Origin of the sequence: Formosimonas limnophila (genome assembly GCF_014652675.1) — a bacterium.
Classification (GTDB): Bacteria; Pseudomonadota; Gammaproteobacteria; order Burkholderiales; family Burkholderiaceae; genus Hydromonas; species Hydromonas limnophila.
Window position 1 is genome coordinate 33,930 of the sequence record NZ_BMZG01000004.1, and the last position, 14,586, is coordinate 48,515.

The window sequence follows — 14,586 nt, forward strand, 5'->3', positions numbered from 1 at the left end:
TACTTAAAAAGTGTACGGATGTGCGGTTTTATTGCATGGGTTGTGCTGGCTTTTTCTTTGGGCGTCCTCTTGCGGCTGGTGTGACTCGCCGCCCACCTAGCCGTGCTGCTTGCGTGAGAAACGTGGCATCACCGAGTGCCCAACCTGTTTGGACAGCATGAGACAATGTTTGTGCCACACGTTCTGAAATGCCTGCTGCGAGTAATTGCTTGTAGCTAAGTTGACGGTCAAAAGGGGTGTTGCCGAGTGACCAGTATTGAGGGTGGTCTTGGATAAAACCCAACAGAGACAATCCGATGTGGTGTGATTGGCTGGTATGTTGACTCATACCATCGAGCCAAAGATAGGCTTGTAGTACATATGGTGTGTCTTGGATGTGTGCGGTTCGATAGCGGCCTTCCCACAATGTCCCGCTGCGCTGATACTTGGTGTTGATTTGGCGCACGTAGCGACGTCCTAGGTCTTGCATCAGTCGCCCCAGTGCTGTTTCATCGCGGGCGGTGACCAGCAGAAATGCTGAGTGCTCAACCAATGCATAAGCATGGATATCCACGGCGTGATTCGGGGCAATGTTGCGCAAAATCGAGCACCATGATTCATAATCTTGGGTTGAAAAGAAAACCGCTGCGCTGTTGATGCCTTGCACTTGCACCAGTTGCGCCACGCCTGGCAAATACACGCGCGCCATCCGAGCCATGCTTGTCCCCTGCATTAATTTAACAAAACTTGTACAAGTCACAATCGACTTGTCTTTTTTCTATACTTGTTATTGGGGTCAGTTTGCATTAAAGATGCGGGCACGTCAAGGTTTGGGTAAAAAAACGTTGTAGGTACTGTTTGGCTTAATGGTGAGTCTGGTGAGTCGCCGTCATCATAGTCCTTGCAAAATGCCCAAAGTGACACGCTCATGTCCCGCTAAGTCTCTGTGTGTTTGTATGCTTGAGAAGCCAGCTTGGGCAAACAAATCTCGTACTGCCTCGCCCTGTGTGAAACCATGCTCCACGACAAAGTGTCCACCCACCGCCAAATGCGTGGCGACTTCGAGTAGTAGAGTGCGATAACAGGATAATCCATCAATGCCATCCGTCAATGCTGTTATCGGTTCAAATCGTACGTCTCCTTGGCTCAGGTGTTCATCAGCTGGTTCGATATAGGGTGGATTGCTGACAATGATATCGAACTGTGCATTGCTGCCTTGAAACACCGAAAACCAATCACTTTCAAAGAACGATACATGCGCATCCAGTCTAGTGGCGTTCTCTCTAGCCACCATCAAAGCGGCACCGCTGACATCGACCGCACAAACGCGCCAATCAGGGCGTTCACATGCGAGAGTGATGGCAATAGCTCCTGAACCAGTACCCAAATCAAGTGCACGAATGTTTTGTGTACGGGATGGTAAATTCAAAACTACCTCAACCAGTAACTCTGTGTCAGGGCGAGGAATTAGCACCGCAGGTGACACCAAAAAATCGCGTCCAAAAAACTCTCGTGAACCCAAAATATAAGCCATCGGCTCACCCGATAATCGGCGTGTGACCAGGGCGTCAAGTGTCATCATCTGTGTAGTTGTTATGACATCATGGGCTCGACTGATGAGTTGTACGTGTGACAGTCCTGTGGCTACCGTGAGCAGCATACGCATCTCAAGTGTAGGTAGCACGCCCGCACGTAAGTGACTCTGGATGGTGGAGGATGGCTTCATTTGGTTTTCGATTGCAGTTACAGCTTTAACCACGCTCACACAAACTGAATCGTTTGAGGGCGAATGGTGTTCAAATCATTCAACTCTAGTGGTTCTGTACTATTTGTCCCGCAAGGTTCTTCATCAAATGCCACATCGCCTTGCTCGACTTCTGTGTCAACAGTCAACCCTTTGAAGTCAAACAATTTACCATCGAGTAGATGAGAAGGCACGACGCTGGACATGGCGGCAAACATGTTTTCCACTCGGCCTGTGAATTTTTTGTCCCACTCGTTGAGCATTGTTTTCATGGCTTGGCGTTGCAGGTTTTCTTGCGAGCCACACAGATTGCAAGGAATGATGGGGAACTGCTTGATTTGGGCGTAGCGCTCTAAATCCTTTTCTTGCACATAAGCCAGTGGTCGAATCACGACATGTTTTTTGACGTCCGAGACGAGTTTCGGTGGCATGGCTTTGAGCTTGCCGCCATAAAAAAGATTTAATAAAAATGTTTCGAGGATGTCGTCGCGGTGGTGACCAAGTGCGATTTTGGTCGCACCGAGTTCGTCCGCCACGCGGTACAAAATACCACGGCGTAGGCGAGAACATAAGCCACAAGTGGTTTTGCCTTCTTCGATGACGCGGGTGACAATGCTGTAGGTGTTTTGCGTCTCAATGTGAAAGGGAACGCCGAGCTCTGTTAAATAAGCAGGCAAAACTTGCTCAGGAAACCCAGGCTGCTTCTGATCGAGATTCACCGCCACGATGTCAAAATGAATCGGCGCACGCTCGCGCAGCTTGAGCAAAATATCCAGCATGGCATAGCTGTCTTTACCGCCAGACAAGCAGACCATGACTTTATCGCCATCTTCAATCATGTTGTAGTCGCCAATCGCTTCACCGACTTGGCGGCATAGACGCTTTTCTAATTTGTTGTTTTCGAATTGGACTTTTTGTTCGGCCTTGGTGGGGAACGTTGTGGGGCTATTCATGATGCGGACTTAAAATGGATAAAACAGGATTTTAAAGCAAAATGGCAAGGTGCGGCGCATCCTGTTGTGTGGCTTATTGGTTTTAGATGCCACGCATTTTAAAACCCACCCGAAAAGCGGTAACGTGTGCCTGCGTGCCACATGGTTGCGATGGACGCGACACAACCCATCGAACGTGTTTTTCGGTGTAGGACAAGGCAAGGCTCGTGAGTGCTGATATGCAAGAGTGCTGCGATGTGCTCGGGCGCAGTGATGGCTTCGATTTGGTAATCAACACCTTGCAAAGGTGCGGCCATCATGAGGTATTCGTTCGCTGTGATGCGTGAAAAGTCTTGTTTTAAGTAGTCTGGGGCGATGGCCGCGTTGACCCGGCGGTCTTCAACTTGTATGGGTATATCGTTTTCAAAATGCACGATGAGTGAATGATAAAGAGTGCTTTTGGTTTTTAGTTCAAATAAAGCTTTGAGCGAATCGCTGGCTTTTGATTGCGACAGTTGCTGTAGCTCGCTACGGTGCTTGTGGCCTCGAGCGCGGATTTCGTCAGCGATGCTTTTGATTTCGACAAGGGTGGTCTGGTATTTTTGCTGCGCCACGTACGTGCCTGAGCCTTGAATGCGTGTGACGATTTGCTCTGCGGTGAGTTCGCGCATGGCACGATTGACCGTCATGCGCGAGACACCGAATTGTTCTGCCAGCTGCATTTCTGCGGGTATGGCTTCACCTTCTTTCCAAACGCCGTTGTGGATGGCCTCAAGGATGTGGTTTTTGATGTTTTGGTATGCGGGTAAGGTGGTCATGGTTGAGCCTCGGTTGGATCAGGACATTTTACTGTGTTTACTGTCCATTTTTTGCAGCAAGTGCTTTTTCTCAATAAATTGTATTGACAACTATATTTTGTTAAATTAAAGTTGTATATACTATTTATTTAGGAGGTGACCATGAACTTTTCCCATGACCCCCGTTTTGATGAACAAAGAGGGATCCGCGCACCCCGTGGCAGTGAAAAAGTGTGCAAAAGCTGGCATGCTGAGGCGGCCTATCGCATGATTCAGAATAACCTTGACCCAGAAGTGGCTGAAAACCCGAAGCACCTTGTTGTCTACGGTGGTATTGGCCGCGTTGCTCGTGATTGGGCTTGTTATGACAAAATCCTCGAAGTGCTCAAAGAACTCAATGATGATGAGACCTTGCTTGTGCAATCTGGTAAGCCAGTGGGCGTCTTTAAAACCCATGCGGATGCGCCGCGCGTGCTCATCGCTAACTCGAACTTGGTGCCCAAGTGGGCGAATTGGGAGCACTTCAATGAGCTAGACCGAAAAGGTTTGTTCATGTACGGCCAAATGACAGCGGGTAGCTGGATTTATATTGGCTCGCAAGGCATTGTACAAGGCACATTTGAGACGTTTGTCGAGGCGGGTCGCCAACACTTCGGTGGTTACTGGGGCAGTCGTTGGATTCTGACTGCCGGTTTGGGCGGTATGGGTGGTGCGCAGCCTTTGGCCGCGACGCTCGTAGGTGCTGTATCGCTGAACATTGAATGCCAACAATCGAGTTTGGACTTCCGCGTTCGCACACGTTACTTGGATAAAATTGCTGACAATCTGGATCATGCGCTCGAATTGGTCAAATACCACTGTGACCGTAAAGAAGCCGTATCGATTGGTTTGCTGGGTAATGCGGCGGACATTTTGCCTGAGTTGGTCAAACGAGCTCAAGCGGGCGGGATTAAGCCAGACTTGGTGACCGACCAAACATCCGCACATGATCTGATTAATGGTTATTTACCCAGCGGTTGGACAGTGGCACAATGGAGAGCGGCACAGCATGACCCAGAACAGCACGCCAAGCTCATGAATGACGCTGCGCAATCATGCGCGGTGCATGTTCAGGCGATGCTTGATTTCCAAAGCATGGGCATCCCAACGGTGGACTATGGCAACAACATTCGCCAAGTCGCTTATGACACAGGCGTGGCCAATGCGTTTGATTTCCCAGGCTTCGTTCCAGCCTACATTCGCCCATTGTTCTGTGAAGGCAAAGGCCCGTTCCGCTGGGTGGCATTGTCTGGTGACCCAGAGGACATCTACAAAACCGATGCGAAAATCAAAGAATTGTTCCCTGACAACAAGCACGTTCACCATTGGTTAGACATGGCGAAAAAGCGCATTGCGTTTCAAGGTTTGCCTGCGCGGATTTGCTGGTTGGGTTTGGGCGAGCGTCATTTGGCTGGTTTGGCGTTTAATGAAATGGTCAAAAGCGGTGAGCTCAAAGCCCCCATTGTTATTGGCCGTGATCACTTAGACACAGGTTCGGTCTCGTCACCGAATCGCGAAACGGAAAGCATGATGGATGGCACGGATGCGGTATCAGACTGGCCGTTGCTCAATGCACTGCTCAATACGGCTGGTGGCGCGAGCTGGGTGTCTTTACACCACGGTGGCGGCGTGGGCATGGGCTACTCGCAGCACTCGGGTATGGTGATTGTGGCCGATGGTACGGATGCCGCCGCAGCGCGTTTGGCCCGTGTATTGGTTAATGATTGTGGTTCTGGTGTGATGCGACATGCCGATGCGGGTTATGATTTGGCCAAAGCGACTGCGAAGAAACAAGGACTCAATCTGCCGATGCTCAATGACTAAAACGTGCTGACGTCAGCATGTGGCCATTCTTTTTAGGTACAAGAAATACACACAGCAGGGAAGCATAGTAGATGTCCCAGCTTTCCCAATACAGATATAAATGGACTGATGATGACCACTCACACTTTACACATTAAACCGAGTCAGCTCACGCTCAATGATTTGCGCAGCGTCTGGGCTGAGCACACCGTGGTTTCATTAGAGGCGTCTGCCCATGAAAACATCAATATTTCATCACAGACCGTTGCGGACATCATCGCCAAAGGTGATGCGGCTTATGGCATCAATACAGGTTTTGGCCTGCTGGCGAAAACACGCATTGCCGATGAGGAGCTTGAAAAGTTGCAACGCAATTTAATCTTGTCGCACTCAGTCGGGACAGGTGAGCCCTTGTCAGATGGTGTGGTTCGATTGGTGATGTTGATGAAAATTGCCAGCTTGGCACGCGGTTATTCAGGGATTCGTGCCGTGGTGATTGATACCATGATTGCGATGTTTAACGCAGGCATTATACCGTTGATACCTGTGAAGGGTTCAGTGGGCGCGTCGGGTGACTTGGCGCCGTTGTCGCACATGACATTGGCTTTGCTGGCCGTTGGTTATTCAGCGGATTTGGCTATTTGGGATATTGCGCGTCCTGCGGATTTGGCGTACAGCATAGGACACAATGCTTGTAAGACTGTGGTGAAGGCTGGCGTGGTCTTGTAAATATCGGTACGGTTTGTTTGAAGGGCGCGATTGATTGCGCCCTTTTTTATTCTGATGAGATCATGACTGATGTTATCAATCACAAATACCAAGCACCCACACCAATCGCATCACAATCAGGATAAATGTCGGTTTTTTCACTGCTGATGTATGCTGCGACGATGGCTGACTTTTTGAGCAATGTCTCGCCGATGCGATCGCACAGGGTTTCTTGCAGTTGGACGTGGGCGCCTTTGGCATGCTCGGTGATGGTGTTGCGCACGAAGTCATAATCAATGACTTCGTTGAGTCCATCGTGCTTTGGACTGGCAGATTCACGTTTGACGAAAGCGGTGACGTTAAAGCGCATGGTTTGCGGTGCATGTTTCTCATGGTCATAAACACCGATGGAGACTTGCAGCTCATAATCGCGGATGAAAATACAGCGACAGTGAACCAGTAAGGCTGAGAGTTCGGGGGTAATGGGGTGTGTGAGCATGTGGATGGTCTTTTAGGTTAATCAATTAAGCACGATGCGTAAACATCACGTCGCGCGCTTGTGGGGTCAAATGTTGTCCTCCATCGACCAGCAGTGTTGTGCCCGTGATGCTTTTCGCGCCAATCGCGTACAACATGGCATCAGCGATATCGGCGGGGTCTGAGGCGTGTTGCAAAATGGTTTGCTGGTGGGCTGATTGAAAGTCAGCTTCTGACTGGTCACCAGACGGTAGGCTGATACCTGGTGCAATGCCAACCACGCGCACACGTGGCGCGAGCGCTTGCGCTGCGAGTGTGGTGGCGTGTGACAAAGCGGCTTTGGATAAGGTATAGCTCAAAAAGTCAGGGTTGGGGTTGTGCAGCTTTTGATCAAGAATGTTAATGACCACACCAGTGCGTGTTTCGTTAATTTGGGCGGCAAACTGCTGCATGAGCGCGATGGGAGCGAAGGTGTTGGCTCTGAAATGTTGTTCAAACAGCGCAAGTGATAAAGGGTCTTCTTGGGTGAGTGAATCGTATTCAAACAAAGAAGCGTTGTTGACCAGTACACCAATATCTCCCAACACAGCGCGGGCATCGTTGACCAAATGATGTACAGAAAACTCATCTGATAAATCTGCTTGCAAGGCAAAAGCCTGTCTGCCTGCCACGCGAATCTCATCAACCAGCCTCAACGCATCGTCTTGTGATTGACCATAATGTACCGCAACGCCAAATCCCGCCTGAGCCAATGCCAAACAAAGCACGCGCCCGATGCGCCGTGCGCCACCTGTGACCAGCGCCGTGCGTGGTAAAGAGTTCGGAAAGGTGGATTTGATGGGCATGGTTTGCGGTAAAATGAGAAATGAAGTTTGATGAGTGCTCGAATATCTCTTGAGCGCTTGATTCACTGACACCACATTATACCCTTTCCCGTCTGACGAAAACCCATGTCTGCTTCTTTGCCCACACCTTCTGCTGCACAAATCAGCCGCAGCGCTGATTTAGTCCAACACATCATCCAACTCATTAACGCTCATCAGGGGTGGTTACCGTTCGATGAATACATGAATGCGGCTTTGTACACACCACGCTTGGGGTATTACAGCAACGATGGTTCACCGTTTTCTGAGTTTGGCGTAAAGGGCGATTTTATCACTGCACCTTTGCTCTCGCCTTTGTTTGGCGCTTGTGTGGCGGAGCAGGCTTTGGAGGTTTTTGAACGGATTGGCTCTAATCAAATGCTCGAAATTGGGGCGGGCACAGGGCAGTTGGCTGCCGATGTGCTCACGCATTTGGCTAAATCAGGCGTCAAGGCGCAGTATTATATTTTGGAATTGTCTGCGACTTTGAGAGCGCAGCAGCAGGCGACTTTGGCTGACGTGGGATTTCACAATATTATTTGGTTAGATGCCCTGCCTGTTGATTTTGAGGGGCTGATTGTGGGCAATGAAGTGCTCGATGCCATGCCTGTCAAACTCGTGGGTATGAAGCTGGGTGACTGGTTTGAGCGGGGCGTTGTGCATGAGAACGGTCAGCTGAAGTATGCAGACAGATCAACAACGGAACGGCTGCCAACCAGTGACTCTTGGCAAGCAGCACTTCGTGAGTCAGGCGCGACGTATCTCTCAGAAACGCAACATCAGCAGGCGGCGTTTATTAAAAGTTTGGCGTTGTGCTTAAAGCGTGGCGTTGTTTTGATGATTGATTATGGTTTTCCTGCCAAGGAGCTTTACCATCCGCAACGCAATACGGGCACGTTGATGTGTCACATTCAGCATGTGGCGCATGATGACGCGCTCTATTATCCAGGTGTACAGGACATCACAGCCCATGTGAATTTCTCTGCATTGAAAGAGGCGGGGTGTTTAGAACATTTATTTGCTGTGGGATATACAAATCAAGCCAATTTTCTCATCAACACAGGACTTTTGAATTTGTTGTCACAGATAGAACCAGAGCAACAACGGATACACGCCAATCGCGTGAGTAAGCTACTGTCCGAGGCAGAAATGGGCGAGTTGTTTAAAGTCATGGCGTGGCAAAAAGGCTTGGGCTGGGATGAGAATGATGCATTGTTGGGCTTTGAGCGTGGAGACCGAATAGACAGTTTATAATAAGACTCCAAATAAACCCAACGTGGGTGGTAAACAATAAAAAAGCCTGGTCAGAATGACCAGACTTTTCACATGCTTGTTGATGCCGTTTGTGTCTTAAATGAAAAACAAAAACGTGAGCAGCACGAACAACGGAATCAAAATCGCAAATGACCAAGCCATGTAGCCAAAAAACGATGGCATTTTAACGCCGCTGTGTTCGGCGATGGCTTTGACCATGAAGTTAGGAGCATTACCGATGTAACTTAATGCGCCCATGAACACGGAGCCAGCCGAAACCGCAGCCAGTGTGCTGGCCAAACGGGTGGTCAGCTCGGTGACATCGCCACCTGCCAAATTAAAGAACACAAGGTAAGTCGGTGCATTGTCGAGAAAGCCAGACAACATCCCTGTTGCCCAGAAATAGCGCCAAACAATCGGCTCACCCGTATCAGTGTGTACGGCGGCAATCAAGCCTGCGAACGGCCCATCCAAACCTGCTTGCAACATGGTAATCACGGGGGCAATGGTGATGAAAATCGCGAGAAATAATTTCGCCACTTCAAACACAGGACCGAAGTTGAACTGATTCTCGTCACGCACTTTCATTGCCGTGGTTTTCCACGACAATGCGGCCATTAAAATCAAGCCCGCATCACGAACCAAATTCTGCAATGTCACTGGTGTACCGAGAATATCAAATGAGACCCCAGAATTCCACAAGCCGCTGATGAGAACGAAACCGATTGCCCCAGCAAGCCAGAGAAAGTTCAAGCCGCCATCAAACGAGATGCGTTTGGTGTCAGGCGTTGGATCCATGATGGCGGGCAACTGCTCTTCACGACGGTGAAAGTAATAACTGTCAATGGCGTAGAACAAAGGCAGCAAAATCACTGTAGAAACCAATGTATCCAACCAAATGTTTTCCAATGTCCATGTAAACGGAACACCCTTTAAAAAACCGAGAAACAACGGTGGATCACCCAGTGGCGTCAGTGAGCCACCGATATTTGCGACAAGGAAGATGAAAAACACGACGACATGCACTTTATGCCTTCGGTTGTCATTCGCGCGCAGCAGTGGTCGAATCAGCAGCATGGAGGCTCCTGTCGTGCCCATAATGGAAGCAAGCACGGTGCCGATGGCCAGTATCGCGGTGTTGAGCTTGGGGGTGCCGTGCAGATTACCTTTGATGTAAATGCCACCAGAGATAATATACAAACAGGCAATAACAATAATGAATGGAATGTACTCCGCAACCAGCGCATGCGTCACAATGTGAATCAGCTCATTGCCCCCAAAACGCATCGCAGCTGGGACCATAAACAACAGCATCCAAAATGCTGCAATTTTACCAAAATAATGATGCCAAAAATGCGGCGCGATCAGGGGAAATAGGGCGATTGATAGCAATATGCCGATAAATGGAATGGCCCACATCAAGCTCAGTTCGGACATGCTGCCGCCTGCGGCTAAGGCTGGGCAGGAGGCAAGAGCCAGTAAAAATAATGTGATTGTTTTTGTGTGCATACATTGTCCCCATTAAAGGTTATTTTAGTCGCACTCACTGAAAAGCGAGTCGCGCATCATAACACTGTCGCGTGTGTGGTTAAAGTGCCATCATTAAAAGTTCGCACCATTTTGGTGAAATTTGCTGTCAGTTAAAATCTTATATAAACCTTGACAAAAAGCGAGCAGAATTTCTGCTCGCTTTTTCGTTTATCTGTTCAATTGCAGACTGGTTTTAGCCATTATCAAACATTAGCTAAAAAAGCCCATGAACAAAGAAATGATGATGGCATTGATTGGGTCAATGAACAATGAACCAACCAAAGGTACGACAAAAAATGCTTTCAAAGATGGACCATTTGCTTTGGTGAATGACTGCATGTTTGCCATCGCGTTTGGTGTCGCACCCAAGCTAAAACCACAGTGGCCTGCAGACATCACCGCTGCATCGTAGTTTTTACCCATAACACGGAATGTGATGAAGTAAGCAAACAGAGCCATTAAGATGGTTTGTACGATCAAGATGATAACGAGTGGACCAGCAATGCCGGCCAATTCCCACAACTTCATAGACATGAGTGCCATGGTCAAGAAGAACATCAAGGACACATTGCCGATGATGTCAAACTGGGCAACTGGTAAAGTCCAGTTTTTTGCATCAATCACATTGCGAACGATGACTGCTACCAGCATTGGTAGTAAGTAACTTGGCAACGCAATACTGATTTTCACACCCAACACGCCAGTCAAAAACGCTGAAAAGGCTTTTAAACCGATGTTTATAGGATCTGTAATGATATAACCGACACCAATACACAGAGCGATCAAGATAATGGCGTACAAAGATGTGTCGGTTGTGGTTGATTTGGTTTCAGAAGTTGTCTCAATGTTTTGTGGAACAGATGGGGTGTCTACCATGCTTGAGTCAAGCTTGTGGCGTTTGAGCAAACGCGATGCCACTGGACCGCCAATCAAGCAGCCAAACACCAAACCCCAAGTTGCTGAAGCAATGGCGGCAGGTGTTGCGCCAACCGCACCTGCTTTTTCGAGCAATGGGCCGAATGCCGCGGATGTACCATTACCGCCTGTCAATGAGACAGAGCCAGCAGACAAGCCGATGAGCGGGTGAATGCCCAAAGCCGATGCCAAAGTCGTGCCCACAGTATTTTGGATAATAACCATGATCACTGCAGCTGCTAAGAAAATCATGACTGCCGTGCCGCCTTTTTTGAGTAACTCAAATGACGCCATAAAGCCGATGGTTGTGAAGAATACCAGCAGCAAAAAGTCCTGCATGTCTGAATAAAATGCGAACTTAAATGCACCTGTTTGGTAGCCAATCAATGAAACGATTGAGAACAGCAAGCCGCCAATGACTGGACTGGGGATGAAAAAGCGCTCCAAAACGGAAATGCGTTTTTTGAGAAACTCGCCAATGACGATGAGTACAGCAGCAATCGCTACCGTCGTCGCCATATTAAGTTTAATTTCTGTTATTTCCATGATAAGTTCCTTTTGCGTGATGCGTTGGGGTTGGTGCTGCACTGACTCTCCCGCCACGTGTGTTTCTAATAGTGCTAAAGTCTGCTTTTTGCAGCGCATGTCCCATGCGGAGGAGGGACTGTGGATAGATGTGCTATAAAAAGCTGGTGCATTATAAAGGCTGTGCGTGTCTTTACAAGCATTGATGTGAGACAAAAGCGAGCCGAAGCTCGCTTTTTTATCAAAACCAATCACATTATGATTAGCCCATGTTGTGATGACCTTTGTCTGATTCAACATGGTGGCTCAAGGTTGCAGCAGCTTCTTCTTCAATCATCGCCGCGCGTTTTGCTGCGTCTTCAACGGAGAGCAACTCGCCTTCCCATTTGCCGATCACAGCAGATGCAACTGAGTTACCCACTGCATTGGTTGCAGAACGACCCATGTCGAGGAAGCGGTCAACGCCCAAAATCAACAACATACCTTCAACTGGCAAGCCAAACTGTGCCAAAGTACCTGCAATCACCACCAATGATGCTGATGGAATCCCCGCCATACCTTTAGATGTCACCATCAATGTAAACAACATGGCCAATTGCGTACCAAAATCCAAGTGGATGCCGTAAAACTGAGCGATGAACAACGCAGCAAACGTACAGTACATCATTGAACCGTCAAGATTGAACGAGTAGCCCAAAGGCATAACAAAGCTGGAAATCTTACGGTTGACACCGAAGCGATCCAACGCGTCCAAGATTTTTGGATAGGCGGCTTCTGATGATGCGGTTGCGAACGACAAGAAAAAGGCTTCTTTGATTTCTTTGAGCAATGTGAATACACGTTTGCCTAAGAACAAGTAGCCGACAAATACCAACAATGCCCACAGTACGAACAAAGCGATGTAGAACGTACCCATGAATTTACCGTAAGTTACCAATACGCCCAAACCTTGTTGCGCAACTACGGTAGAGATGGCAGCAAATACAGCGAAAGGCGCTGCTTTCATCACATAACCAGTGATTTTGATCATGACGTGTGACAATTGTTCCAAAATGTCTACTAAGCCTTTGCCCACTGGACCCAACGCACCCAAAGCCACACCAAAGAAAACCGAGAAGAACACGATTTGCAGCAGTTTATTGCCCGATGCTGCATCAGCGAATGAAGTTGGAATCAATTGTGCAGTGATAAATGCGACGAAACCAGAATCTTTCACCCCTTGTGCGAAACCATCCAATTTACCTTTACCTGCAGCGATTTGCTCAGGCGTCAATGGTTGTAATGTACTGCCAACACCTGGTTGGAACAGATTTGCAAAAATCAAACCCAAGAACAATGACACGACAGAGGCGATGATAAACCAACCCAAAGCCTTTAAACCGACGCGGCCAACTGCTTTGCCTTGCCCCATTTGCGCGATACCAACGACCAAAGTCGAGAATACGAGCGGTGCGATAATCATTTTAATCGCACGCAAAAACAACGTCGATAACAAACCGATATACGACATATCGACATTAATCGCTTTGGTGTTGACCAAATAACCGAAGATAATACCTAAGATCATTGCAATAATGATGTATATCGCTAAGCGACCGCTGCCGCCTTTTGATGAGCTATTCATGTTAGCCATAATTATTTCCTTTTGTGTGATGCGTTGGGGTTGGTGCTGCACTGTCTCCCCCGCCACGTGTGTTTCTAATAGTGCTAAAGTCTGCTTTTTATAGCACATGCAGTGGATGGACTGTGGATAGAATGTGTGCTATAAAAAGCTGGTGCATTATAAAGGCTGTGCGTGTCTTTACAAGCATTAATGTGAGACAGAGTAGAAAAAAACAATAATTGTGTGTGAATTGTTGTTTTTGGCTTTCTTATCGCTGTTGTTCGTTATCTTTGCAGTTAATTGTTTCGTTTTTTTATAATGTGCAGAATAAGGGACGGTTTGGGTGGGTTGAAGCTTTGGTTTTTTTAGGGTGGTTTTTGCACGAGTTTGGTGTTTTTTTGTGCCTAAAGACCATGATTGTGGCGTTCATGACAATAAATAGGGACAGAAAATGACGGGTTTGATTCTTTCAAAGGCGGCTTTGAGTTACCAGCATTTTGCCGAGCAGTCTCGGATAGAAGACTTACGGGATTGGTGGGTGACAGAGTGTCTGGATGATGTGTTGTCCGCCGACGACTTGCGACGCGCCTCAGTGCGGTGGCTGTTGGCTGAACCATCTTTGGCTTTGGCGGTGTTGCCTTATTTGCCAAATTTGGTTTGGTTGCAATCGACTTGGGCGGGTGTTGAGGTGTTGCTTGCACCTTCGTTGCGGCGTGACTATACGTTAACCAATATTCGAGGCATATTCGCACCGCTGATGAGTGAGTATGTGCTGGCACATTGCTTGGCACATGAGCGGCGCTTGTTGGCGCATGAGGCTGCCAAGAGAGAGAAACGCTGGCTGAACGAGCACAATGGGGTACTGCGTGGCAAAACTCTATTGATTATGGGTGTAGGCTCCATTGGGATGGGCATTGCCCAAGCTGCGCGGTTCTTTGGCATGAGGGTGCTGGGGGTGGTGGGTACAGCCCGCCCGATGAGTGATGTGGATGAGGTGGGCACTTTCGTTGATTTACCAACTTTGTTGCCTCGTGCTGATTATGTCGTGAATGTTTTGCCCAATACACCTGCGACACAAAATGTGGTGGATGCGCGCTTTCTATCTCTGATGAAGTCTTCGGCGGTGTTTATGAATGTCGGTCGTGGGCAAGCTGTCATAGAGGCCGATTTGGCAGCGGCTTTGTCGAACGGCATTATCTCGGCGGCGGTGCTTGACGTGTATCGTGAGGAGCCGTTACCTGAGCATCATGTGTTTTGGGATACGCCAAACTTGACATTGACCTCACATACCGCAGCACCGAGTTTTCCAGAGGAGGTGTTTGGGGTGTTTGCTGAGAATCATCGTCGATTTGTGGCGGGAGAGGATTTGATGTATCAGGTGAGTTTTGAGCGGGGTTATTAACTTGCCCCCTTGCAC

At 48.5% G+C, this 14,586-nt stretch carries 12 protein-coding genes and 1 pseudogene; 4 read left to right on the forward strand and 9 right to left on the reverse strand.

Annotated elements, in window-relative coordinates; all coding sequences use genetic code 11:
* Positions 1-28: 28 nt before the first annotated feature.
* The 4 genes from IE082_RS04235 to hutC form a co-directional block, all read right to left on the reverse strand.
* Positions 29-697, reverse strand: a complete 669-nt coding sequence (locus IE082_RS04235; RefSeq protein ID WP_189492061.1) for a transposase — start codon at positions 695-697, stop codon at positions 29-31.
* A gap of 174 nt (positions 698-871) precedes the next feature.
* A complete protein-coding gene (prmC, locus tag IE082_RS04240) occupies positions 872-1,705 on the reverse strand; it encodes a peptide chain release factor N(5)-glutamine methyltransferase (RefSeq protein WP_189492064.1) in 834 nt (277 codons plus the stop codon).
* A gap of 35 nt (positions 1,706-1,740) precedes the next feature.
* Positions 1,741-2,676: a tRNA 2-thiocytidine(32) synthetase TtcA gene (gene ttcA / locus IE082_RS04245; protein ID WP_189492068.1), complete on the reverse strand. Its 936-nt coding sequence runs from the start codon at positions 2,674-2,676 to the stop codon at positions 1,741-1,743.
* 98 nt (positions 2,677-2,774) lie between these two features.
* On the reverse strand, positions 2,775-3,473 hold the full coding sequence (gene hutC, locus IE082_RS04250; RefSeq protein ID WP_189492070.1) for a histidine utilization transcriptional repressor HutC: 699 nt from the start codon (positions 3,471-3,473) through the stop codon (positions 2,775-2,777).
* 141 nt (positions 3,474-3,614) lie between these two features.
* On the opposite strand from hutC, the gene hutU reads away from it, so the two are divergent.
* Positions 3,615-5,315: a urocanate hydratase gene (hutU, locus tag IE082_RS04255; protein WP_189492073.1), complete on the forward strand. Its 1,701-nt coding sequence runs from the start codon at positions 3,615-3,617 to the stop codon at positions 5,313-5,315.
* A 108-nt stretch (positions 5,316-5,423) separates the two neighbouring features.
* Positions 5,424-5,957 (forward strand): annotated as a pseudogene (locus tag IE082_RS04260) (aromatic amino acid lyase); the annotation flags it as partial.
* A 145-nt stretch (positions 5,958-6,102) separates the two neighbouring features.
* Here the strand turns inward: IE082_RS04260 and IE082_RS04265 are convergent.
* Together IE082_RS04265 and IE082_RS04270 are read right to left on the reverse strand one after the other, a co-directional pair.
* Entirely contained in the window at positions 6,103-6,501 is a 399-nt protein-coding gene (locus IE082_RS04265) for a dihydroneopterin aldolase (RefSeq protein WP_189492081.1), read from the reverse strand.
* A gap of 25 nt (positions 6,502-6,526) precedes the next feature.
* Complete coding sequence (locus IE082_RS04270) at positions 6,527-7,324, reverse strand: SDR family oxidoreductase (protein WP_189492084.1); 798 nt, start codon at positions 7,322-7,324, stop codon at positions 6,527-6,529.
* A gap of 105 nt (positions 7,325-7,429) precedes the next feature.
* On the opposite strand from IE082_RS04270, the gene IE082_RS04275 reads away from it, so the two are divergent.
* Entirely contained in the window at positions 7,430-8,596 is a 1,167-nt protein-coding gene (locus IE082_RS04275; RefSeq protein WP_189492087.1) for a class I SAM-dependent methyltransferase, read from the forward strand.
* A 96-nt stretch (positions 8,597-8,692) separates the two neighbouring features.
* Here IE082_RS04275 and IE082_RS04280 read toward each other — a convergent pair whose 3' ends face one another.
* From IE082_RS04280 to IE082_RS04290, 3 genes are all read right to left on the reverse strand, one after another.
* Complete coding sequence (locus IE082_RS04280; protein ID WP_189492090.1) at positions 8,693-10,105, reverse strand: sodium:proton antiporter; 1,413 nt, start codon at positions 10,103-10,105, stop codon at positions 8,693-8,695.
* A gap of 231 nt (positions 10,106-10,336) precedes the next feature.
* Positions 10,337-11,587, reverse strand: a complete 1,251-nt coding sequence (gene gltS, locus IE082_RS04285) for a sodium/glutamate symporter (RefSeq protein ID WP_229809713.1) — start codon at positions 11,585-11,587, stop codon at positions 10,337-10,339.
* 241 nt (positions 11,588-11,828) lie between these two features.
* Positions 11,829-13,199, reverse strand: coding sequence for a dicarboxylate/amino acid:cation symporter (locus tag IE082_RS04290; protein ID WP_229809714.1), 1,371 nt, complete (start codon positions 13,197-13,199; stop codon positions 11,829-11,831).
* Positions 13,200-13,620: 421 nt separating this feature from the next.
* Here IE082_RS04290 and IE082_RS04295 point away from each other — a divergent pair, with 421 nt between their 5' ends.
* Positions 13,621-14,571: a D-2-hydroxyacid dehydrogenase gene (locus IE082_RS04295; RefSeq protein WP_189492093.1), complete on the forward strand. Its 951-nt coding sequence runs from the start codon at positions 13,621-13,623 to the stop codon at positions 14,569-14,571.
* Positions 14,572-14,586 lie beyond the last annotated feature (15 nt).